Genomic DNA, 21,468 nt, shown 5'->3' with positions numbered 1-21,468 from the left:
GTCGCCGCGTTCGCAGGCTTCCGAGTCGTTGTCCAGGAACGAGCAGATGCGCCGGTAGGCGCTCGCTGCGTCGCTGCAGTCGCCGAGAACTGATGTGAGACCTGACTCGTGTCGCTGTTTAGTGACCTGTCGGTGGTAGTCGGTCGAGGATGGTCTGGGCTGTGGCGGGGATGTCGGGGTCGAGGGTGATCTCGTGGCCGTCGAGGCGGATGGTGGCTGAGCGGACGGCGTGCAGGGTGCGGACGATGTTCTTGATCGAGGCGCCGGTGGCGTCCTGGAGGTGGCGGGAGACCGCGAGGGCGGCGAACACGACGGTCAGGTGGGCGTCGATCGACTCGCGCTTGTGGTGGAAGATCGGCCGCGCGCGGAGGTCGGACTTGGCCATCCGGAACGAGCTCTCGATCTGCCACAGGTCGTGGTAGGCCGCGACCACGGCGGGGCCGTCCATCGCCGTGGCGGGCAGGTTGGTGACATAGCCCTTGAGCCCGGCGAGCTGGCGGGCGCGCTCGACGAGGTCCCAGTCCACGCCCTTCCCGGATGCGTCGATGCGCACGAACCGGTCCTTCTTCAACGGCCGCTTGCCCGCGGCGACCTTCTCGGCACGGTCGACCATGGCGTTGATCGCCCGGTCGTCGCGCTTGTGCCGGGCGAATCGGTACTGGTAGACCACCCGCCGGCGCCGCGCGGCCTTGCCGGTGCCCATCACCCGGGCGGATTCGAGGACTTGGCCGTCGTCGAAGGCGTTGCCGTGCCGCTCGAAGTGCGCGGCCAGGTCGTAGGGAGCCTTGCTGATCCGCGACCCAACGATGAACGACATCCCGGCGTCCTCGATCGCGTTCAGGTTGCGCGCCGACAGCATGCCCGCGTCGGCGACGATGACCAGGTCAGCGGCCTGATGGCGGTCCCGGAACGCCTCAAGGACCGGGAGCAGGGTCGAGGTCTCGGCGGTGTTGCCCTCGAAGCAGTGCACTTCCAGCGGGAAGCCCGACGGGTCCACGAGCAGACCCACCTGGATCTGCGGGTCGACCCGGCGTTCCTTGCTCATGCCGACCTTGCGCAGGCCGTCTTCGTGCTCGGCTTCGAAGTGCAGAGTCGTGACGTCGTAGAGGATCAGTCCCAGCGCGCCGCCGCGGGTGGCGTGCGCCAGGCAGGCTCTCGCCAGCTTCTCCCGGTAGTCGCGCTGCTCGCAGCGGGCCAGCGCGCGGAACAGGGTGCGCAACCCCGGGGTGGGAGCGCCGACCTGGCCGAGAACCCGGACGGTGTCGGCCTTCGAGGTCGGCTCGATGACCCGGGCGCACACCATCGCCCGGAACGCCTCGTCGGCCAGGGCGTCGAACCCGAGCCGGGAATAGGCGTCGATCAGCACGTTCCACAACAGCGACGCCGACGTGCGGACCACCCGAGCACCCACCTGCACCGATCGCGGCCGCCCCGGTGACGGCGGATCGGCGACCGGCAGGTCGGGAGCGGGTTGTCGGCGCGTCCAGTCGGCGGTGTCGTCGAGCCGGGCCGGCTCGGCGGCCAGCTCGCCAAACTCCAGTGTCTGCTGACCGGGCGCGAGCCGCTCACCCGCCGCGGCCAGCAACAGCGCCAACTCGGCATCGGTATGGGCGGAACCGACGTGCTCGACCTCCACGACCTCACCGCGGTCCTTGACCACCAGTTGCACTGCGACCGCCCCGGACGCCGTCCGCACCCGACGCACGAACCGCGAGGCCACCGAGCGAGGCTACCCAGCCACCAATACTTAGTGACCCGACGACCGCCTCCGAGCCGCAAAACCAGCAGGCCACAGGCCTGCCACGGACGATCTCGGGCAAGGCGACACGAGTCAGGTGAGATGGCGGCCAGGGTGGAGGGTTACGCGGTTGGGGTCGATGGCGGACTGCTCACGCCATAGCTCCCCGAGGAGGCTTCTCGTGTGGCGTGGGGTCCACAGAGCATCCTGCAGCTTATGCCAGATAGGCTGGACTTCGTCGGCGTAGCGTTCGATCATATTGCGGTGGATGAGGCTTTCGAGCCGCTCCTCCATATCGCCGACATGCGGCAGGGAGATCGAGGCATACTTCATGTCGGGAGTCATGACCGTTCCGGCGTCTCGATCGGCTTCGACCAGCTGAAAGCGGACGGCACCTTCGCCACCGTGGCTGTTGTACGCCAGCAGGACGAGCGCCGTGTCCGCAGTCCCGTGCACGCGCACGATGAAGATGCTTCGCTCCAGGGAGCGACCGAATCCCGCTGCCCCCACGAGCGCAGCCGACTGATCGAACTGTCGCCCGACTGCGATCGCCGCCTGAGCTACAGACTGATTTTCTGCAACCCGGTAGGAAGATGTCACCACCGACATCACCCTGTTATCGTCCGGCCGCACTAACGCCCTGTAGCCGGGAATCTCTCTGGGCGAGAAGCCGCTCTCGTCCGGAGTGAGAACCGGACGACTCTGAACCGGCCAATCCAAGAGAGCCAGACTCATAAGATCATTTTCGTTGCGTCTCGAAGACGTCCACAAGTTGTCGGCGAAGCCTTCTCGGCCGGCGAAGCGCTGGAAGGGCATGACCTCTCGTTGTGAGGCTGTGAGGCAGACCTCTGGATCGAGGTAGTACTCACCCTTCCTCAGATCGCGAAAGTGGAACACGCTTGTCCTTCCTTAGCGCAGCCGAGAACGCAGGTCAGGCGCACCGGCGCCACACTCGGAATGGAGCGAAGCCGTGGTGCTCGACGAAGTCGCCGAGGAGGTAGTCGGGGCCGGCAGGCGGCAGGTCGACGGCGTACCAACTGAACCGCACGGGGCGCTCGGGCGCGCTCATCGTCCCCCACCAATGTCAGCATCCATCGCTGTGACCGTAGTGAGGGGATCTCGCTGTTGCTGAACTTGGTCGACTGATGGAGCGTGGCAGCGAAGCGAGTCCTACTCGCCACGTGCCGGCTCATAGGCAGGCCCGTCGTCGACCAGCATCTCATCGTCGTCGACGACGGAGTCGTGGGCGGACCGGTCGTCGTCGTGCCACCGCCCCAACTGTTCGGCCCGCTGATCCTCCTCGGCGCGGTGTTCGTAGGACTTCCGCGCCTCGATCTCGTAGAGCGCGCGGCGGGCGCGGTCGACGGTCGTCGCGACCTGGTCGGCCGCGGGTGTCTGCACCACGTCCTCGCAGACCTGGCGGGGCTCGGCAGCAGCGACCTCGCGCAGGTCGGGCTCGATCACCGTCTCGATCGCGGGGCCTTGGACGTCCGCGACCAGGTCGACGGCTGTGGAATCGTCGAGGACATCGTCATCGGTGACGGCGCGGTGGCGGTCGTCCTCGGCGACCGCGGCATGGTGCGCTTCGAGCCATTCGGCAGCCGTGACGCGCGGCTCGGGTTCCTCGTTGCGCTCCGCGACGATCAGCTTGGAGATATCGGCGGCGCCGCGGTTGGCGGCGGTCGACACGCGGTGCCGCAGGTAGGCATGCTCAGCCGCGTCGAGAGCCGCGACCTGGGCGTCGAGGGTCTCGGCGAGTGCGGTGGCCTCGGCCGCTTCGCGCACGAGTCGCTCACGCTCCGCCGGGTCCATGGCGTTCGTGGCCTCCGCTGCGCGGAGGGCGGCGGTCTGGTGGTGCTGGGTGGCGGCCTGGCGGGTCCCGGCGAGTTCGTTGCCGACGTAGCGCGGCCCCCAGGCCTCGTCCCGTTCGGCGGCGCGGATCCGCACGAGGTGCTGCGCCGTCGACATCTCGTGCTCGGCCTGCTGGACCTCCGGCCTCCCGAGAGCGGTCCACGCGGCCCGGTAGGCGGCGTAGGCCTCGGCCTGGCGCGCGGGGGCCGGTGGGCGGCCGAGAGCGTCGGTCGGGTCGGTCTGTCCGCGTAGTTCCCGGTAGCCGGCCACGATGCCGGCGCGACGGGTCCAGTCGGCGCGGGCGTCGGCATCTGTCGGGATCGGTCCCAGTGCTTCCGTTGCCCAGGTCGGGGGTTCGGCCGCCGTGTCGCGGCCGAGCTGGTCGGTGCGTTCGTCGGCCGCGCGGGCGAGGTCACCCAGGTAGGCGTCCCAGTCGGTGCGGCCGGTAACCGGCACCCAGCCGGCCCATGTGTCGCCGACGGGGTCGAACCGTCGGGCGCCGCCGTCGGTGAGCCTCGCGACGAGCACATTGGTCGTGTTGTTCGCGCCGTCGAGCGGGCGGTCGGTGACCGCGTCGACGAGGGCCTGGCGGGCGTCGAGCCCGGCAAGCTCGACGCGGCGGAGCACCCGCGTGAGGGAGGGGGCACCGTCCTCGGCGGCGAGCCGGGCCCGTTGGTCAGCGGTGAGGTGACCGGCCATCGTGAGCTGATCGAGCCAGCCGACGGTCCGTTCCGTCGCGGCCATCTGGACCGCATCGGCGAGCCGTTCGCCTGCCGACTGGACGCTCTCGGCGGTCGCGGCGGATTCCGCCGCGAGGGCGGTCGCGGACAGACCGACGACCCGATCGCGGTCGGATAGGATGCCCGCCAGCAGCGACATCGGGTTGCGGTGCACCGTCTGATCGGGCCGACCCTGGGCCGGGTCTTCGATCGTCGTCGTGGTGGCCACGTGGGCGGTGTTCGCGTCCCGGCCGCGGGTCAGGGCGACGTACAGCGCGGCCCACGACGTCCACGCTGTGATCACGGCGTGGGTGGTGTCGGTCGTGCGGCCCTGCGCGGCGTGCACCGTCGACGCGTACGCGAGGGCGATGTGCTCGGCGACATAGCGCGCCGGCAGGACGAGTCGTTGCCCGATCGGCTCGCCGCCCGGACCGACCGCGTCGGCGCCGGAATGCGCGCGCACCTCGAGTGTGCCGTCGTCGCGGACGCCGGTCACCAGGTAGGTCTCCCGGTTGATCGGGCCGCGGCGGTTGCCCTCGACCCCGGCGAGGTCCCACCCGTTCCACCGAGCCTGCACGAGGTCCCCGACTCCGGCGACGGTGCCCTGCGCCAGCGGGACGCCGTGCTCCGCCACGCGCCCGAGCCGGACGAGTTCGGCGCGCAGCTGCCCGAACAGGCGCGCGGCGGCCGCGTTCTCGTCCACGAGCAGCAGTGAGCGGCGACCGGTCACGGTGTCGGCGAGCCAGGCCCGCGCCGCGGACGCCTCGGCCTCCTCGCGGGTTCCGGCGTCGAGCAGGCGACCCTGCTGGTGGTAGACGCCGGCCACGGTGTCGTCACCGTCGCGCAGCCGCAGGGAAGCGGCCCGTTCCCAGCCGTGGGTGAAGCGGCGGGCGTCGGTCAGCTCGTAACGGGTCCCGGCCTGGGCCAGCAGATCCATCGCCCCGCCCGCGCCGATCGCGGACAGCTGACGGTGGTCACCGACCAGCAGCAGCTTCGCGCCCGCAGCGTCGATGTGCTCGTGGATCGCCGCGAGGGATGCGGTGTCGGTCATCGCGGACTCGTCGACGACGACCAGGTCGCCGGCGTGCAATCGCCACGCCTGGTCCCCCTCGACCGGGCGCGGCCCGCCGGCGCCGGGCCCGGCGGCGAGCCGGGTCTGGGTGTCGAGCCAGCGGGTGACGTTGCGCGCGGCCAGTCCCTCCGCGGCCAGGATCTCGGTCGCGATCTGCGAGGTGGCGAGCCCGAAGACCCGACGCTCCGGGCCGCGTACCAACCCGTCCGCGTCGGCCGCCGGGACGTGGCCGGGGTCGGTCCAGGCGCGCGCGAGCGCGCCGACGACGAACGACTTGCCGGTCCCGGCCGGGCCGATGAGGCACTCCACCCGGGCGCCGGAGGTCAGGATCCCGCGCACGGCGGCGGCCTGGTCGACACCGAGTTCGATCCCGCTCTCCCGCAGTTGCTCGACGAACCGTGCCGCGGCGACGGCCGGGAGGGCCGTCGCGCCCCGGCCCGTGGTCGCCGCGACGAGCGCCCGCTCGGTGCGGACCTGGTCGGGTGTCGCGTACAGGCGCGCACCGGGGGCCTCGTACACCGATCGCCCGTTGCGCAGGCGCAGCTCGTCGGGCAGCGAGTCGTCCCCGGGGCGGGCCGCATCCAGGGTGGTCGCGTACCGCAGCCCTTGCTCGGTCAGGCTGTCCAACAGCCGGGCGACGTCAGCGCCATCGGGAAGCCCGAGGTAGTCCGGAAGGGCCGCGTTGATCGCCGCCGTGAGGTCCCCGCGGTTCCAGCCCGCCTTCGCCCGCTTGACCTCTTCCAGCGCGAGCTCGATCACCTCCTGCGGCGACCACTCCTGCACAGCGGGTGCGCCGTCGCGGGCATCCAGGACGGTGTGGGCGACCCCGGCCAGCCCGCCGTCGATGTCGGAGCGGATCTTGGCATCGATCCGGTCGAGCATCTCCTCGCGCGATTCCCCGGTATGCGACTTCGCCCGCCGCGTCATCAGCGTCGCCTGTTGCGAGAGCCGGTCGAGCTCCAGCCCGTTCGGGGCCCGCCCGTGCTTCACCTCGAACGAGTCGACCAGCTCGGCGGTCTTCGCCGTCACCTGCCGACGTCGGGTGGAGATGAGGTCCATCGCCTCCTGCCCGATACCGACGATCTCGCGGGCCTTCCCGTCCGGCCGAGTCGCAACGAGGATCCCCAACGCGTGGGTGAGGTGCTCCTCCATCGTGCGCTCCCCCACGGCGGCCGCGGCGCGCTGGAACTTGTAGAGCGCCTTGGAATCCGTCGTGCGCCACACACCGTCGCTGCCCTGCACGCGGTTGAGGAACGCGTTGTGGATGTGCAGGTGCGGGTCGTGCTCGCGGGAGTCGTGCTGGAAGAACGACCCGACGACCCAGTCCGGGGCGTCGATCCAGCGGCCCGCCGATCCGCCGTGGCGGCCGACGCGGGAGTAGCCCGCGTGCTCGTTGAGGTAGGTGAGCATCGCGTTGTTGCCGGCCCAGATCGCCCCTTCGACCGCAGTGCGGAACTGGCCCCACGCCTCCGCGGCCTCGGCAGCACCGGCCCGTTGCGCTTCGACCTCCTGTGCCTCGAAGGCGGTGTGGATCAGCGTGACGGACTTCTGCACGTTGAACGTCAGGTCGTAGAAGGCGACGTTGTGCCGGGCGTTGCGGCCGGCCTCGACGCGCAACTCCATCTTCCGTTCAGCGCCTGCGTCCGGTTCCTGTTCAATCGCGGCGGCGTACAACTCCTCCTCTGACAGGTATCGGCGCCCGCCGTGGCCGAGGGTGAACACCTCGTCCCACCGGTTCGGGTCGTTGAACCCCTCCTCTCGGGGGTCGAGGAACCTCTCGTACAGCGCGCGCATGTCCTGCGCGTCGACGAGACCTGCGAGGCCGAGCTTCTCGGCTCCGGCGCCCCACCAGCGCCCCGGTGGCTCACCCTCGGCGACGGCACCGGTGTAGTAGTTCTCCCGGCCGGTCGCGACCTCCTTCAACAGGTAGTCCGGGCTGTAGCCGGTGGCGATGCTCAGCACCATCAGGACCATCCACCCATCGAAACGATCGTGAACGGTTGCAGACAAGGAGCAACCGCGCGGAGCGTCGGTTGGGGCCGGCCGGAGGCCGGTCCGGGCCAAATGATCACGATGCCAAGGTGTGCTGCATGGGATCTTGTGGTCCTTGGGTCTCGTTCTCGGCTCTCGTTCGTCTGACTGGAGTAGTGCTCGGTCTCGGGGCTCGTGGTGCTGCTCGGGTCGGTCATGGCTGGGTGGCCTTCTCGATGATCGGGTCGTCGTCGTGCTCGTTCGGGTCGGGCTGATCGGCGCTGCGGCTGATCAGGTGCAGCGGGGCCGGCTGGGCTCGGAGGAGCTTCAGGACGGCGGAGGCGGTTCCCCGGGACACCTCGGCGGCGGATTCCAGTTCGGTGACCGTCGGAAGGGCACCGTGGCGGCGGGCGTGCCGCTCCGCAGCGGCTCGTGCTCGGTCACGGGCCGGAGCGACCGCGGGCTGTTCAGCCGGTGCCGGAGCGAGCGCGGAGCGACCCGCCGGGGCGGCGACCTCGGGTGGACGTTGAACGGTTGCGGGCCGGTCATCGGCGGGGCTCGGTTGAACAGCGGGTGGCCCGGGGTGAACGGGCTCCGGGTTGAACGGTTCCGGTTGAACACCACGGCCGACGTGTGGCGCGACGTGGTCGTCTGTAGCGAGGAGGTAGAGCAGGTGCGCGACGATCGCCGCCGCGACTGCAGGCCACGCCCCGACGCCGAACCGCAGCGCCGGTGACGCGTCGACCGCGGATCCTGAGGCGAGGAACACCGCCTGGGCGAGACCCGACAGGCCGGCGGCAAGGACGACGACGGACCACGCGTAGCGGGCGGCGCTCCCGGTGAGGCGGGCGGTGGCGGTGTAGGCGACCAGGGCCAGACCGTCCGTGATCAACGGGTAGATCCAGGCGATGGCGGCGGGGACGCGGGCTGCGTGGGCGACCTCGTAGAGGCCGTGCGCGGTCGCGACCGCGGCACCGACTGCGACGGCGAGTCCCGGGAGCCAAATCGCGACCCGGGCGGCCCGCCGACCCGGCTCGGCGTTGGTGAGGTTCATCGGTGCGCGATTCCGTTCGTGAGCGGCGCGCCCTCGCGCCTCGCGGGTTCGGGTGCGGGGTCGTCGCGGTGCCTCGCCCACCACCCGGCGATCGCCGCGGCGGCACCGATGCCGGGGACGGGGACGGCGCCGGTGGGGCGCTGGTCCCAGTCGTCGCGGGTCTGGTGGCGCTCGATCGAGCACGAGCCCGCGTTCCCGCGGATGCGACGGACGACGCCGGGTCGTTGCCGGTCGTGCCAGTCCCCGGCGAGCTGCACCGATGCCGCCTTGCCCTGGTAGGCAGCACACCAGGCGTGCATCAACCAGAGCAGTTCCTCGACGACGTCGGGGTGGTAGAGCCAGCACTCCGGCAGCGCCGTGGCGCCGTCCGGGTAGCGCAGGAACACCGCGTGCAGCCACCCGCAAACCTCCCCCAGCACCCGATCCGCCACCGCCGGATCAGTGGGAAGGAGAAGCCACGACGGGGCCGGGGTCGGGCCCGGGCGAGCGGAGACGGCGTTGACGGCGTCGGAGAGTTGCCCGACCAGCTGTCCCAGGTCGTCGAGGCGGCCACCGATGTCCCGGAGCGGGTCGACGGTGCGGCGCAGGCCGTCGATCTCCCGCACGACCGCGGCGAGCGCGTCAGCGCGGGCGAACTCGGGCTCGTGACGAGGGGCGGTCACGGCAGACCCGGCCCGTCGTCACACACGATCCACTCCGGACCATCGTCCCCGTCGCACCGCGCGTCGACATCGCGGGCGTCGTCGGTGTGCCAGCGGGCGAGCTGCTCGCGTCGCTCGTCCTCCTCGCGGTCCTCGCCGACGCAGATCCGGAGGTGGGCGGTGTCGATCGTGGCGCCCTGCGCGGTCCAAGGTCGCAATTGCTGCGCATCTTGCGGTGCCACCCCTGACGTGCAGCGCCCCTCGGCTGTGTGATCGCCGGCCCGGTGGTCGCGATCGGTCATCGGACATCTCCCCACGGATCGTCGTGCTCGTCGTCGAGGCCGTTGCCGGACTCGCTGTCGTGCTTGCGGTCGGCCCCCTGGATCGGACGAAGCTCGCCCGACGGGGTCGTCGGGAACGGGATCACCTCGGCGCCCGGGCCGGGCGTCGGATCCGCGCCGCTCTGATGGCCGATCGGGAGCTGGTGCTCGACGGTCGGTGGCTCGACGTCGACCTCGTTCCCGCCGGGCGCGCTGGTCAGCCAGCGCCATCCCCGCGCCGCCCGGGTCCGGACCGCCGACGTCGAGTGGCGCACGGTGGATCTCGTACCGGCCGAGATCGTGGCCGCCCACCGGCGCAGCACCGCACCGACGACCCGGGCCGGGCGCAGCAGTCGGGTACGGACCCCACCGATCCGTGCCGCGGCGACCGGGTGGTCCCGATGGAACACCTGGTCGCGGACGTCGCGGCGGTGCCACGCCATCACGACCCGCCCGATCACCGGGGGGATCCCACGCCGCACCAACAGGACCCGCCCGGCCGGGAGGTTCGCGAGCTGTGCGGGCGGCAGGACCGGGACCCGGCGGGTCGTCTTGGAGGCCACGCGACCGTGCATGTCCGTGGTCAGTGTCGGCTCGTCGCGCTCCCCGGCGAGCGTCGACCAGAAGTCCAGGTCGTCTCGGTCGCGAGTGCCGCCGAACACCATGACGGCGGCGGTGTTGTTCAGGATCGTCGCCGTCGCGTGCTCACCCCAGCGGGCGAGGAGCTGGGCGCGGGACTGGAACGCGGCGATGATGGTGACCCCGCGACCGCCCATGTCCGCCGTCCACGACTCCAACGGCACAGGCGAGATCAGCGCGGCCTCGTCGAGAGCGAGGGTGAGGTGCGGGTCGAGACGGCCCTTCGGACTCAGGGCGGCTAGCCGGCGGGCCTCCCGGGCGATGTGCCCCGTCAACGCGCAGACCAGCGGGGCGGTCTGGGTCTCCTCCCCACCCAGCAGGAACACAGTCGCCCGCGACCGGAGCAGCTCGGCGACGTCGAACCCCACGCCTCGGGCCGAGGCCTCGACTGCGGCTGGGTGATTGAGCCAGTTCAACGCCGGCGCCACCGTCGAGGAGATGCTCGTGCGGGTGTTCGGGTTCGTCCCCAGGAACTGGCCGAGGTCCTGCTCGAACGCCTTCACCGGCGAACGCCGCAGCAACGGCGGTACCTCGCGCTGCATATCCGATTCGGTGCCCAGCCAGCGCCCGACGTCCTCGATCGTGGTGCCGTCCCCGAGGGCAGCGGCGTGCAGCAGGGTGGTGAGCAGGCGGCGGGCCTGGCTGTTCCAGAACTCCCGCTCGCCGCCACCGCCCGCCCGCGTCACCGCGGCGACCAGGTCGGACGCCCGCTCTCCTGCCGTCACCGGGTCCTGGCACCCGGTGAGCGGGTCGAACGTGATCGTCGACGGGTGCCCGGCCAGACCGACCGGGTTGAACACGGACACCGGGCCCTTCGCCGCCCGCAGCGGGCCGCAGAGCTCGAGCAGGTCGGTGCGGGTGGAGGTGACGAGGACGGCACCCGCGGCGTCGAGGATCCGCCCGGCGATCCACCCCGTCTTCCCCGTGCGGGGGCCGCCGAAGATCATGACGACGTCCTCGATCAGACACCACACGCTCATGGCTCCGACCCGGCAGAGCTCGATACCGATGTCGATCGGTGGGACCCGCCATCGCGCCCACCGTCCGGCGGCCGCCAGAGACGGCTTCACTGTGGCGGCCCGCTTGCGGATCGCCCGCGGGGAGGCGTGGCGCAGGAGGTCGGTGGTCGAGGCCACCCCGGACTTGCGCCGGGTGCGGGCGGACCAGCGGGTGACCACCACCGCGGACCGGGCGGCCCACTGCCACCCGATGAGGCCCACGGCCACCAAGGCGATCGCCCAGCCCCACCACGGGACCCGCTGCGCCAACGTCAGCGCCGGGAACGCGGCCAGCAGAACCGCGACCGCGGCATAGCCGTTCGAGCCGCGGCGCCGCAGGACCGCGGCGACCACGAGCAGGACGACCAGGAGGAGGAACACGTTCACGGCGCCACCTCCGTGCCACCCGTGGCCGCGGCAGCGTCGTATCCGACGCCGATGTGGGAGATCGCCGACCAGTACCGGTTCGCCGCACGCTCCGCGGCGACGAGGCCCTGCCGGGTCTCGGCCAGCGCCAACACCGCCGACCGCAGCCGATGCTCGGGAACCGCGCCCTGGTCGTCGAAGATTTCGCCACCCGTGACCACGACCGTCCCGGGGTAGGCCGCGACCTGCCCCGCCAACAGCCCGGCGAGGAAGTCGAGGGAACGCAGCGTGTCGACCAGTTCCGCGGCGATGGCGTAGAAGTCGACGTGATCCGGTGTACTGGTTCGCTGGGCGTGTGCCGTCTGGCGCCACGCCTGCGCCCCCGCGTCGGCGGACCGCACCGCCAGCGGGCGGTAGTCGGAGTCGCTGTGGGTCTGGGGGTTGTCGGGGGTTCTCATCTAGTCTTCAGTCCTTCCGCTCGTGTGCCTGCCAGGGCGTTGCTGTGGGAGATCCCGAGGGGAGCCCGGTTGCCGCCGGCGCTCCCCTCGTCCGTTCTCGTGCGGGCGCGGACCGCCTGGGCCCAGCGCTCCGCGGTGCGCAGCGAGACCAGGAACTCCCCCGCCACCTCCCGCGCCGGCATCCCGGCCGCCAGCGCCGCCCGCCCAGCCGCGGCGACTTCCGCCTGCGATCCGCCCGGCGGGCGTTTCGGGGTGCGTGGCCGCTGGAGCCGGCCCGTCCGGCGGGGCTGGCGCCGGCGCAGTTCGGTGCGGCGCTCGTGCTCGGTCATCCCGCCCGCGACCCCGTCCGTCAGCCCGGTCATGGCCCAGGACAGGCAGGCGTCGCGCACCGGGCAACCGGCGCAGACCGCCTTGGCGATCCCGACCTGCCGCTCGAACTCCGACCCCTGCACCGCGGTCGGGAAGAAGATCTCCGGGTCCACCGACCGACACGCCGCCCGATGCCGCCACTGCGACGGCTCGACATGGGAGTCCCCCGGCTCGCGCCGCGTGGACCGCGTTCCCGCCGCGGCGCTCACCCGACCGCTCCCGGCCCGCCATCAGTGCTGGCCGTGGCCGGGCCGGGGTTGCCGTTGGTGAACGGCTGCGAGGCCTCACCCACCGTCGACATGAACGTCGACACCGCACCCGGCAGGCCCGCACCCATCGGGGTACCGACGAACAACACCAGCGCGATCAGCGAGAACACCACCGCGCCCGCCGGGACTCGCGCCTTCGCACAGATCACCGCACCGAGCACTGCGAAGAAGATGAGCAGCCCGACGTCGGTCATCACGCCACACCTCCGGGCGCGCGGGACCGCCACTGCGCCGCGACGTCGGCGGACTCCACACATCCGACGGCGTCGGCCGCCTCGTTGAGCAACCGCTCGACGGCCTTGGCCGGCACGACGTACCGGCCCTGCGCACGACCGGCGCGCATCCGAACGGCCGGGAAGCCGTCGGCCTGGATCAGCCGGTAGAGGTACTCCTGGGAGATGCTCAGCAGGGCGGCGGCCTCGGGCACCGAGTACGTCGGCACCCCGGCGGCGCGCTTGCTCAAGGCGCTCGCGAGCGCCTGCGTGCGCAGCGACTCTCGCCATTGCGCGGGCTTCGGAACCTGATCGGTCATGTCTCGCTCCGTTCACTGCACGTGATCGTGTGCATTTGTTAACGGTGGCCCGAGGAGCCTCCGTGCAGGCGTTCAGCCAGCACCGACAACGAAACCTCAGATGTCAGCGATGCGAAACGAGACGAGGGGTAACGGGAGGTAACGCCGCACGCGTTACGCCTTTCGACTGCCCCGATAATGTGCGATCATTGAGGAGCCGCCACTTCTTCTTCGGGCGGGAGGGATCATGTCGAGACTTCTTCGAGAGGCCCGCCTTTCGCGCGGGTGGTCATCTGCCGACCTACGATCCGAGCTGACGCGCGCCGCCCGACGCCTCGGCGTGGACGTGGCGTCGGACGCGAGCCTGCGGGTACTGATCTCGCGCTGGGAGAACGGCCGTGCGCATCCCGAGGCCGTCAACCGGCTGCTGCTGCAGGAGGTCTTCGAGCTCGACGCGGCCGCGCTCGGCTTCTCCGAGGACGGCGACGGAGCACGGGCCGACATCACGGCGCTCGTCGCACACACGGCACACCGGACGGCTCCGACGGAGGCGGTGCTGAGCTACTTCGAGCGGCAGCTCACCGAGCACACCCGTTTCGACAACATCGCGGGGCCGAACTTCGTGCTGGCCACAGCCCTCGCGCAGCTCGGCCAGGTCGAGCAGCTGGCGGCCGGCGGAGCCACCGACGTCGGGCGCCTGGCGTCCCGGTACGCCGAGTTCACCGGGTGGTTGCAACAGGACGTGGGCAACGACGCGGAGGCTCTGCGTCTGACCTGCCGCGCAGTGGATTTCGCGGAGATGGCCGGCGACGGGGAACTGACCACCTACAACCGGATGCGCAAGGCGAACGTGCTGACCATGGCCGCCGATCTGCCGCTGGCCGCGTCCACCGCTCAGCGGGCGTTGACCGACGCGACCGAGCGGTTCCCGCATCTCGTGCCCGTGTGCCTTCGCCAGTCCGCGTTGACGTCGGCCCGAATGCGTGACGAGCACGGCGCGCGGTCCGCGATCGAGCGGGCCGTCGATCTCACCACCGCCTCCGTCAACACGGCTGACGCGCATTCGTCGTACTGCACGAAGTCCTACGTGCAGATGGAGGCCGCGCTGTGCCTCCTCGTCCTCCGGCAGCCGGCCGCCGCAGAACAGGCGTGCCGCGAGGCGCTCGCGGCCTGGCCGGACGGGCACGTCCGCGACCGCACGCTCTGCCTGGCCCGACGGGCAGTGGCACTCGTCGATCTGCGGGAGTTCGACGAGGCCTGCCGGACCGCGATGACCGCCATCGACGGCGTACGGTCTGCCCCGTCGGGCCGTGCACTGCACATGCTCCGCGTCATCACGACCCGGCTCCGCCCCTTGGGCCGGAGCACGAGCGTCCGCGAGCTGACCGAAGCGTTGTCGGAGGTCGCCTGAGCAGGGAAGGCCTGGCCGGTGTTCATCTCCACCTCGACGTCACGCGATGAGGCGGAACGGGCCGCGACGGTGGCCGTTCTCCCGGTCGGCAGCTTCGAACAACACGGCAGTCATCTCCCGCTGAGCACCGACACGCTGATCGCCTGCGCCATCGCGCGACGCGTCGCGGCGGACTACAACCTCCTCCTCCTGCCCCCGGTCTCTCTCGGTTGCTCGCACGAGCACGCCGGCTTCGCCGGCTCGGTCAGCATCTCCTCCGCTACCCTCGCGGCGGTCGTCACCGACGTCGCCGGCTCCTTGCGAACGGCCGGGGTGCAGAAGCTCGTCGTGGTGAACGGGCACGGCGGCAACTACGTGCTGTCGAACGTCGTCCAGGAGGCCAACGTCGAGGACCGGCGGATGGCATTGTTCCCCCGCAGTGAAGATTGGCGCGATGCGCGCCAAGCCGCCGGAATGGTCTCCGACAATCATCAGGACATGCACGGTGGCGAGGCCGAGACATCCATTCTCCTAGCCGAATCCCCTGAGGTTGTTCGTCCGAACTACCGAGACGAGGACAACGAGGCCGACGATCGTCGATTCATACTGACGGTCGGAATGTCCGGCTACACTGAATCAGGAATCATCGGTCGTCCGTCACTGGCCACAGCAGAGAAGGGCACGAAGCTGCTCGACGCATTCTCCACCCTGTTCAGCGAGCACTTGACGGTCCTCCTCGCCGACGGATAGCGACTACGGCGCAGCGGGCCCGGGGCGTTTCATCCGGCTGCCGAGGATCTCGGACGCCCGGCGGTCGGACTCGCCGACCCACGCCGCGTAGACACGCAAGGTCGTGGCGCCACCGCCGCCGTGTCCCAGCCGGCCGGCCACCGTACGAAGGTCCACGCCCGCGGTGAGGAGTTCGGTCGCGGAGTAGTGACGCAGGGCGTGCAGGTGGCTGTCGATCCCGAGCGACGTGCACATCCGGCCGTACCGGTGGGTGACCGCGCTCGGGTCGGCCGGTGCGTCGCGCGCCGGCTGGTAGGAGAACAGGAACGTCTGCTCGGTGGGCTGCACGTCGATCGCGAGCAGCTGCTCGTCGCATCGGGCCCAGTGCTCGGCGAGCATGGTGACGGTCTCGGCGTCGAGGGAGATCCGCCGCATCTGGTGCGTCTTGGTGTCCTTCTCGATCCCGCGACTGGCCGACCGGACGTAGTTCCGGCGGATCGCGAGCATCCCCTCGTCCAGGTCGACATCTGACCAGCGCAGCGCGACCACCTCGGCCCGCCGCATCCCGGTGACCATGACCAGCCAGACCAGCGCGCCCCACTCCGCGTCCTGCTCCCACGCCGCCGCGACGATCCGTGCCGCCTCGGCCGGACTCGGCGGCTCCGGCTGCGGGGCGCGCTGCTTGGGCTTCTTCGCGTTGTCCGCCGGATTCGAGCGGATCCACTCCCACCGGACCGCGGCGGCCAGGGCGGCGCTGAGGATCCAGTGCACCTGCCGGATCGAGGACGCGGCCATCGGCGTGCAGCGGTGCGGCGGGCACGCGACGACCACGCAGCCAGCCGTCGCGCAGTCGTGCGGGGCGCGGCCCGGTCGGCCGGGGCGGCGCTTGTGGCGGACCGTGTGGCAGTCGTGCTCGACCGTCGTCCGGTGGTCGACCGAGGGTGAGCCGTCGCGGCAGCGGTGCCGGCAGCGGCGCAGGTCGGCGTAGAACTCCTCCAGCAGCTGCGGCGTGATCTTCGCGAGCGAGACGGTGCCGAGAGCCGGCTCGATGGTCCTTCGGACGTAGCCGCGGTAGCCGTCGAGCGTGGTCTCCTCGGCCTCGTGCGTCCGAAGCCACGCATCCAGCGCCGCGCCGAGCGTCGCCTTCGTCCGCGGGTTGCGCTGCTCGTCGACCTGCCCGAGCAGCCTCGTGAGGATCTTCTGCGCCTCGCGCTCGTCGCGCGTGGACTCGGTCAGGTAGTGGTCCTTGCCGGTCAGCGGGTCGACGCCGGCGTAGACGAGCACCTGGAAGGACCCGCCCCGGCGGCGGATGTGTCCGCGCGGGCGACGGGTCTTCGTGCTGGTCCGAGCCACGCCCAGCATCGTACCCAATGACAGTGTCATTGACAGGCGATCAAGGATGATGCAGGCTGAGCCACATAACTGCAGTTCAGTTGGGGTGGGCCCCCGGGGGATCGAACCCCGAACCCGCGGATTAAAAGTCCGCTGCTCTGCCGATTGAGCTAGAGGCCCCGCATCCCAACCCTACGACGCCAGGCCCTCACGCGTACGTGCGGACGAGACGCAGGACGTCGTCCGCACCGGGACCGGTGGCCCGCACCTCGGCGGCGGCGGGATCGAGGCGCCGGGCGGCGACCAGGCAGAAGTCCGCGGCCGAGCCGGTGACCACGGTGGGCGCGTCGTCGTCGCCCAGGTGCCAGGTCGAGCCGTCGGGGGCGGTCAGCCGAGCGGCGACGGGGCCGGGGGCGGGCAGGCCGGCCCGGGCGAAGGCGTACGGCACGGTGCGGACGGCGAGGCGGGCGACGTGCCGCAGCCGGTCACCCGGGACCAGCGCCACCCCGAGCGCGACGGCGACGTCGTGGGTGTGGATCCAGCACTCCGACAGCCGGGTGGTGGCCATCGTGCGCGCCGGGAGGTCGGTGACGACCCACGGCATCGGGCGACGGGGGTCCGACGCGGCGAGCACCTCCCGCAGCGTCGACGCCGCCGCCCGCCACCGCGCGTGCACCGCGGGGCCGGGCGCGCCGCGCTGGTGGGCGACCATGCGGCCCACGGTGTCGTCGACCGTCTCCCCGACCGCCCCCGGGACCACCCGCTCCGCCGCCGCGGCGAACCCCCCGTCGGCCGCGGAGACGACGAGCTCGTCGGTCTGGGCGAGGTGCAGCACGACGTCGGCGACCGACCATCCCGGGCAGTCGGGGACGGGGCGGGCCCAGCCGGCGTCGTCGAGCCCGGCGAGCAGCGCGTCGAGCTCCTCGTGCTGCTCGCGCAGCGCCGTCGTGATCGCGTCCATGTCGTCCTTCCGGCCGGGTCCCTCGTGTGGGTGTGACGGAGGGTGGGTACGTACTACCATGCGTCACCGATCATCCTGGGCGCATGCATCCTCACCGACTCGTCGGCCTGGGCCTGATCGGCGTGTTCGCGCTGACGGGCTGCGCCGGTTCCATCACCCCCGTCACCGTCCCCTCCGCCACGCCCGACCGTGACGTGCAGGTCAGCACCACGTTCGGCACGGACGGCGGCACCGCGCTCACCTACGACCCCGAGCTCGTCCCGGTCGGCGCGCGCGGCGCCGTCAGCGCGCAGACCGGCGACGCCGGTACGACCGTCACCCTCGCCGTCCGCGGCCTGGCGCCGGAGCGGCCCTACGGCGCCCACGTGCACACCCAGCCGTGCGGCCCCACCGGCGATGTGGCGGGCCCGCACTTCCAGCACGAGGTCGACCCGGTGCAGCCCAGCGTCGACCCGGCGTTCGCCAACCCGGGCAACGAGATCTGGCTCGACATCACCACCGACGCCGCCGGCGCGGGCACCGCCACGGCCACCGTGCCGTGGGCGTTCGACCGCGACCGTCGTGCGCAGTCGGTGATCATCCACGCCATGCCGACGGCCACCGGCCCCGGTGAGGCGGGCACCGCGGGGGCCCGCGCGGCCTGCATCTCCGTGGAGTTCTGAGCACTGGGACAATGGGGCGCGTGAGTGCCCCGACCCGCTACCGCCCGCTGCAGATCGGGCCCTACGTCTCCGAGACCCCCGTCGTGCTCGCGCCGATGGCCGGCATCACCAATGCCGGCTTCCGGCGGCTGTGCCGCGAGCAGGGCGCCGGGTTCTACGTCTGCGAGATGATCACCTCGCGCGGGCTGGTGGAGAAGAACCCGCTGACCCGCCGGATGATCGCGTTCTCCGACGACGAGCAGCCGCGGTCGATGCAGCTCTACGGCGTCGACCCGGTGGCGATGGGCCGCGCCGTGCGGATCGTGGCCGAGGAGGGGCTCGCCGACCACGTCGACATGAACTTCGGCTGCCCCGTCCCGAAGGTGACGCGCAAGGGCGGCGGCGCCGCACTGCCGTACAAGCGGCGGCTGTTCGAGTCGATCGTCAAGGCCGCCGTCGACAACGCCGGGTCGATCCCGGTGACGGTGAAGATGCGCATCGGCATCGACGACGGCCGCCACACTTTCCTCGACGCCGCGCAGCGCGCCGTCGGGGTGGGCGCGGCCGCCGTGGCCCTGCACGCCCGCACCGCGGCGCAGCGCTACTCGGGGACGGCCGACTGGTCGGCCATCGCCCGGCTGCGCGACGCCGTGCCGGCCGAGGTCCCCGTGCTGGGCAACGGCGACATCTTCAGCGCGGCCGACGCGCTGGCGATGGTCGACCGCACCGGCTGCGACGGCGTCGTCGTGGGCCGCGGCTGCCTGGGCCGCCCGTGGCTGTTCGCCGACCTGGAGGCCGCGTTCGCCGGGCGCCCGCTGCCCGAGCCGCCGACGCTGCGCCAGGTCGCGGCCACCATGCACCGGCACGCGGAGCTGCTCGAGGAGCACATGCGCACCGACGCCGACCCGCGCAAGGGAATCCGGGACATGCGCAAGCACGTCGCCTGGTATCTCAAGGGGTTCCCGGTGGGCCCGGAGGTGCGGCGCAGGCTCGGCCTGATCGACAGCGTCGACGAGCTCGACGAGCTCGTCGCCGGTCTCGACCTCGACCAGCGCTTCCCCCCGGAGGCCGACGGCCCGCGGGGCCGCCAGGGCTCCCCCGGCCGGGTCGTGCTGCCCGAGCACTGGCTCGACGACCCCGACGACGTCACCGTGCCGCTGGGCGCCGAGATGGAGAACTCGGGCGGCTAGTCGACCCGCATCACCTCGCGGCCGTCCTCCAGCACGACCTCACCGGAGCCCAGCGGTGTCGGCCGCAGCACCTGGTGGCACACGCCCGCGGCGGTGACCTCGCTGTCGACGAGGGTGAACCCCGATGCCGTCGCCCCCTCGCCGAACAGCCGCTTCCCGCCGCCGAGCACGACCGGGAACACCATGAGGCGGTAGGTGTCCACCAGGCCGGCGTCGTGCAGCGTGCGCGCCAGCCGGCCGCTGCCGTGCACCTGCAGCTCCCCGCCCGGCCGGTCCTTGAGCGCCGCGACGGCGGCGAGGACGTCGCCGGTGACGACGCTCGTGCCCGCCCACGCCGGGTCGCGCAGCGTCGAGGAGACGACGTGCTTGGGCCGTCCGTTGAGCACCTGCGCCACGTGGTCGGCCGGGTCGGTCACCTGCGGCCAGAACGCCGCCATCATCTCGTAGGTGGTGCGGCCGAACAGGATCTCGTCGGCCCGGTCGAACCAGCCGTCGACGATCCGGCCGAAGCCCTCGTCGATGAAGGGGACGACCCAACCGCCGCGGGTGAACCCCCCGGAGGGGTCCTCGTCGGCGCCGCCGGGGCCCTGCAGGACGCCGTCGAGGGTGAGGAAGGTGTGCACGGTCAGCTCCATACCCCCATGACGTCCGGTGCGGCCCGGACTCATCGGTCACCACGCGGACGATCACCGCTCGGCGCCTGCACGCCCTCGGTCGGGTGGCCGGGTCGCGCGAACGGGTAGCCGGGCTCAAGCGGACCCGCCACCCCGTCGACCCGGTGGGTACGAGATGTGAGGTGAGCATGGTGGGAAGCACGACGGGAACGCCACCCCGGGCGGTCGCCCGGCACACGGCCGCGGCGGAGGAACTCGCCGCGGAGGGCCGCTGGGAGGAGGCGTACGAGCACCTGCGCGCCGCCATGCGCGCGCTCGGCGGGCGGCCGGCGCCGACCGACGAGCTCGACCGCCTGCGCCGCGAGCACGCCGAGGCCCGTGAGCTGAGCCGCCGCGACAGCCTCACCGACAGCTACAACCGCCGCTACCTCGACGAGCGGCTGCTCGCCCTGCTCGACGCCCCCGTCCGCAGCGGCGCGCTCGGGCTGTCCGTCGCGATCGTCGACGCCGACCACTTCAAGCAGATCAACGACACCTTCGGCCACCAGTTCGGTGACCGCGTGCTCCAGCGGCTGGTCACCCTGCTCGACGCCGGCCTGCCCGACGGCGGCTTCTGCGCCCGCTACGGCGGCGAGGAGTTCGCGCTCGTCCTGCCCGACCACGACCTGGAGGCCGCGGTCCGGGTCTGCGAGGCCGCCCGCGACCGCATCGACCGGCACCCCTGGGCCGAGCTCGACCCCGGCCTGCGGGTGACCGTCAGTGCCGGCGTCGCCCACTCCGACGACCAGCCGCCCGAGGTCGAGCAGGTCGTCGGTGCCGCGGACGTGCTGCTCTACGCGGCCAAGAACTCCGGCCGCAACGCCGTCGCCTTCCGGGACCTGCGCACCGGTCTCGTCCGCCTCGCCGGGCCCGCCGGACGGCGCCGCGTCATCCCGCAGCCGGAGCGGACGACCGGCTGACCCGCCCCGGAGCAGGCCGGACGTGACCCGCCTGTGATCAAACCGGCGTAGCTCCGTACGCTCGACGGGGCCGCGGCGGCGCGGGGCTCGGGAGGTGCGATGGAGGACGGTCACGACCGTGCTCACCGACCCGACGACGTGCTCGCCCGGCACGGCCTGCTCGACGGCGACCCCGTCCCCGGTGGCCGGGCCGCCCGCCGCCGGGCGGCGGAGGGTCGCGCGGAGCGGGCCGGGGGCCCCGGACCCGAGCCCGGCACGCCGCCCCCGACCCCGACCCCGCCCGGTCCCCCGCCGCACCGCACCGGACCGCACCGGTTCAGGCCCACGCCGGCGGACCTCCGGGCGGGCGGGCCCCCGCCCGCGGGTCGCCCACCCGCCCCCCTGCCGCCCCGCGACGGGCGCCGGCCCCCGCCCCCGCCGGTCGGCGGCGGCCGTCCCGGCGGCGGACCCCCGCCGCCCCCCGCTCCCCCGGCCCCGCCCGGGTCGCGCCCCCCTGCCGCACCCCCCTGGGTCCGGGCCGGCGCCCCACCCGTCGGCGCCCCGCCGCGCGGCGCGATCCCCGGCGCGCGCCCCCGCGGGGCGACCCCCGCGGCCGGCCCGTCCACCGGCCCCACCCCCGCGGATCCGGCACCACCCGCCACCCGCGGCCCCGCGGACGCCGGCCCGGCGGCCCCCG

Annotated in this window: 20 protein-coding genes and 1 tRNA gene; 5 read left to right on the top strand and 16 right to left on the bottom strand. The window is 72.4% G+C overall.

The window, feature by feature from the left end; genetic code table 11:
- Positions 1-118 precede the first annotated feature (118 nt).
- The 12 genes from PHY01_RS24545 to PHY01_RS24495 all read right to left on the bottom strand — a co-directional run bounded on the left by PHY01_RS24545 (position 119) and on the right by PHY01_RS24495 (position 12,997).
- Positions 119-1,720 carry an IS1634 family transposase gene (locus PHY01_RS24545; protein WP_218030324.1) on the bottom strand — a complete coding sequence of 534 codons (1,602 nt, stop codon included), beginning with the start codon at positions 1,718-1,720 and terminating at the stop codon, positions 119-121.
- Positions 1,721-1,831: 111 nt separating this feature from the next.
- Positions 1,832-2,554 (bottom strand): DUF932 domain-containing protein, encoded by a 723-nt coding sequence (locus tag PHY01_RS24540; RefSeq protein ID WP_141282389.1) that lies wholly within the window; start codon positions 2,552-2,554, stop codon positions 1,832-1,834.
- Positions 2,555-2,669: 115 nt separating this feature from the next.
- The gene (locus PHY01_RS26735; protein ID WP_170183965.1) at positions 2,670-2,807 is read right to left on the bottom strand and encodes a hypothetical protein; all 138 of its coding nucleotides are present in this window, start codon (positions 2,805-2,807) and stop codon (positions 2,670-2,672) included.
- Between the two features lie 101 nt (positions 2,808-2,908).
- Positions 2,909-7,354, bottom strand: coding sequence for a MobF family relaxase (gene mobF, locus PHY01_RS24535; RefSeq protein WP_141282388.1), 4,446 nt, complete (start codon positions 7,352-7,354; stop codon positions 2,909-2,911).
- 211 nt (positions 7,355-7,565) lie between these two features.
- The gene (locus PHY01_RS24530) at positions 7,566-8,405 is read right to left on the bottom strand and encodes a hypothetical protein (protein ID WP_141282386.1); all 840 of its coding nucleotides are present in this window, start codon (positions 8,403-8,405) and stop codon (positions 7,566-7,568) included.
- Complete coding sequence (locus PHY01_RS24525; protein ID WP_141282384.1) at positions 8,402-9,067, bottom strand: hypothetical protein; 666 nt, start codon at positions 9,065-9,067, stop codon at positions 8,402-8,404. Before PHY01_RS24525 ends, PHY01_RS24530 begins: the two co-directional genes overlap by 4 nt.
- Positions 9,064-9,348 (bottom strand): hypothetical protein, encoded by a 285-nt coding sequence (locus tag PHY01_RS24520; protein WP_141282382.1) that lies wholly within the window; start codon positions 9,346-9,348, stop codon positions 9,064-9,066. The genes PHY01_RS24525 and PHY01_RS24520 overlap by 4 nt, the downstream gene beginning before the upstream one ends.
- Positions 9,345-11,390, bottom strand: coding sequence for a type IV secretory system conjugative DNA transfer family protein (locus PHY01_RS24515; RefSeq protein ID WP_141282380.1), 2,046 nt, complete (start codon positions 11,388-11,390; stop codon positions 9,345-9,347). Before PHY01_RS24515 ends, PHY01_RS24520 begins: the two co-directional genes overlap by 4 nt.
- Positions 11,387-11,827 (bottom strand): hypothetical protein, encoded by a 441-nt coding sequence (locus tag PHY01_RS24510; RefSeq protein WP_141282378.1) that lies wholly within the window; start codon positions 11,825-11,827, stop codon positions 11,387-11,389. The genes PHY01_RS24515 and PHY01_RS24510 overlap by 4 nt, the downstream gene beginning before the upstream one ends.
- The gene (locus PHY01_RS28300) at positions 11,824-12,405 is read right to left on the bottom strand and encodes a WhiB family transcriptional regulator (protein ID WP_141282376.1); all 582 of its coding nucleotides are present in this window, start codon (positions 12,403-12,405) and stop codon (positions 11,824-11,826) included. Before PHY01_RS28300 ends, PHY01_RS24510 begins: the two co-directional genes overlap by 4 nt.
- Entirely contained in the window at positions 12,402-12,659 is a 258-nt protein-coding gene (locus PHY01_RS24500) for a hypothetical protein (protein WP_141282374.1), read from the bottom strand. The genes PHY01_RS28300 and PHY01_RS24500 overlap by 4 nt, the downstream gene beginning before the upstream one ends.
- Positions 12,659-12,997 carry a helix-turn-helix domain-containing protein gene (locus PHY01_RS24495; RefSeq protein ID WP_141282372.1) on the bottom strand — a complete coding sequence of 113 codons (339 nt, stop codon included), beginning with the start codon at positions 12,995-12,997 and terminating at the stop codon, positions 12,659-12,661. Before PHY01_RS24495 ends, PHY01_RS24500 begins: the two co-directional genes overlap by 1 nt.
- 319 nt (positions 12,998-13,316) lie before the next feature.
- Between PHY01_RS24495 and PHY01_RS24490 the strand changes: the two genes are divergently transcribed.
- Both PHY01_RS24490 and PHY01_RS24485 read left to right on the top strand, forming a co-directional pair.
- The gene (locus PHY01_RS24490) at positions 13,317-14,387 is read left to right on the top strand and encodes an NsdA family TPR-like regulatory protein (RefSeq protein WP_141282370.1); all 1,071 of its coding nucleotides are present in this window, start codon (positions 13,317-13,319) and stop codon (positions 14,385-14,387) included.
- Between the two features lie 18 nt (positions 14,388-14,405).
- On the top strand, positions 14,406-15,116 hold the full coding sequence (locus PHY01_RS24485) for a creatininase family protein (RefSeq protein ID WP_141282368.1): 711 nt from the start codon (positions 14,406-14,408) through the stop codon (positions 15,114-15,116).
- 3 nt (positions 15,117-15,119) lie between these two features.
- On the opposite strand, the gene PHY01_RS24480 is transcribed toward PHY01_RS24485, so the two are convergent.
- From PHY01_RS24480 to PHY01_RS24470, 3 genes are all read right to left on the bottom strand, one after another.
- Positions 15,120-16,448 carry a tyrosine-type recombinase/integrase gene (locus tag PHY01_RS24480; RefSeq protein WP_170183964.1) on the bottom strand — a complete coding sequence of 443 codons (1,329 nt, stop codon included), beginning with the start codon at positions 16,446-16,448 and terminating at the stop codon, positions 15,120-15,122.
- A gap of 86 nt (positions 16,449-16,534) precedes the next feature.
- Positions 16,535-16,607: transfer RNA gene (locus PHY01_RS24475), tRNA-Lys, on the bottom strand.
- 28 nt (positions 16,608-16,635) lie between these two features.
- Entirely contained in the window at positions 16,636-17,388 is a 753-nt protein-coding gene (locus PHY01_RS24470; protein ID WP_170183963.1) for a maleylpyruvate isomerase family mycothiol-dependent enzyme, read from the bottom strand.
- 83 nt (positions 17,389-17,471) lie between these two features.
- Between PHY01_RS24470 and PHY01_RS24465 the strand changes: the two genes are divergently transcribed.
- Positions 17,472-18,050 carry a superoxide dismutase family protein gene (locus tag PHY01_RS24465; protein ID WP_141282362.1) on the top strand — a complete coding sequence of 193 codons (579 nt, stop codon included), beginning with the start codon at positions 17,472-17,474 and terminating at the stop codon, positions 18,048-18,050.
- An 11-nt stretch (positions 18,051-18,061) separates the two neighbouring features.
- Positions 18,062-19,219, top strand: coding sequence for a tRNA dihydrouridine synthase DusB (gene dusB, locus PHY01_RS24460; RefSeq protein WP_141282360.1), 1,158 nt, complete (start codon positions 18,062-18,064; stop codon positions 19,217-19,219).
- Here dusB and PHY01_RS24455 read toward each other — a convergent pair.
- Positions 19,216-19,854: a dihydrofolate reductase family protein gene (locus tag PHY01_RS24455; protein WP_141282358.1), complete on the bottom strand. Its 639-nt coding sequence runs from the start codon at positions 19,852-19,854 to the stop codon at positions 19,216-19,218. The two genes, dusB and PHY01_RS24455, sit on opposite strands and share 4 nt — an antisense overlap.
- Before the next feature lie 167 nt (positions 19,855-20,021).
- Between PHY01_RS24455 and PHY01_RS24450 the strand changes: the two genes are divergently transcribed.
- Positions 20,022-20,792: a GGDEF domain-containing protein gene (locus tag PHY01_RS24450; RefSeq protein ID WP_141282356.1), complete on the top strand. Its 771-nt coding sequence runs from the start codon at positions 20,022-20,024 to the stop codon at positions 20,790-20,792.
- Positions 20,793-21,468: the final 676 nt, after the last annotated feature.

Origin of the sequence: Pseudonocardia hydrocarbonoxydans, from assembly GCF_006539565.1 — a bacterium.
In the GTDB taxonomy this organism is placed as follows: Bacteria; Actinomycetota; Actinomycetes; order Mycobacteriales; family Pseudonocardiaceae; genus Pseudonocardia; species Pseudonocardia hydrocarbonoxydans.
The sequence above is the reverse complement of the archived record's forward strand: the minus strand, read 5'-3'. Positions and strand labels throughout refer to the sequence as shown.

Bases quoted from the DNA above. Each gene is read 5' to 3' on its own strand.
- PHY01_RS24540 (WP_141282389.1), bottom strand. From the start codon at position 2,554: ATGCCCTTCCAGCGCTTCGCCGGCCGAGAAGGCTTCGCCGACAACTTG.
- PHY01_RS26735 (WP_170183965.1), bottom strand. From the start codon at position 2,807: ATGAGCGCGCCCGAGCGCCCCGTGCGGTTCAGTTGGTACGCCGTCGAC.
- mobF (WP_141282388.1), bottom strand. From the start codon at position 7,354: ATGGTCCTGATGGTGCTGAGCATCGCCACCGGCTACAGCCCGGACTAC.
- PHY01_RS24530 (WP_141282386.1), bottom strand. From the start codon at position 8,405: ATGAACCTCACCAACGCCGAGCCGGGTCGGCGGGCCGCCCGGGTCGCG.
- PHY01_RS24520 (WP_141282382.1), bottom strand. From the start codon at position 9,348: ATGACCGATCGCGACCACCGGGCCGGCGATCACACAGCCGAGGGGCGC.
- PHY01_RS24510 (WP_141282378.1), bottom strand. From the start codon at position 11,827: ATGAGAACCCCCGACAACCCCCAGACCCACAGCGACTCCGACTACCGC.
- PHY01_RS24500 (WP_141282374.1), bottom strand. From the start codon at position 12,659: ATGACCGACGTCGGGCTGCTCATCTTCTTCGCAGTGCTCGGTGCGGTG.
- PHY01_RS24495 (WP_141282372.1), bottom strand. From the start codon at position 12,997: ATGACCGATCAGGTTCCGAAGCCCGCGCAATGGCGAGAGTCGCTGCGC.
- PHY01_RS24470 (WP_170183963.1), bottom strand. From the start codon at position 17,388: ATGGACGCGATCACGACGGCGCTGCGCGAGCAGCACGAGGAGCTCGAC.
- PHY01_RS24465 (WP_141282362.1), top strand. From the start codon at position 17,472: ATGCATCCTCACCGACTCGTCGGCCTGGGCCTGATCGGCGTGTTCGCG.
- dusB (WP_141282360.1), top strand. From the start codon at position 18,062: ATGGGGCGCGTGAGTGCCCCGACCCGCTACCGCCCGCTGCAGATCGGG.
- PHY01_RS24455 (WP_141282358.1), bottom strand. From the start codon at position 19,854: ATGGAGCTGACCGTGCACACCTTCCTCACCCTCGACGGCGTCCTGCAG.
- PHY01_RS24450 (WP_141282356.1), top strand. From the start codon at position 20,022: ATGGTGGGAAGCACGACGGGAACGCCACCCCGGGCGGTCGCCCGGCAC.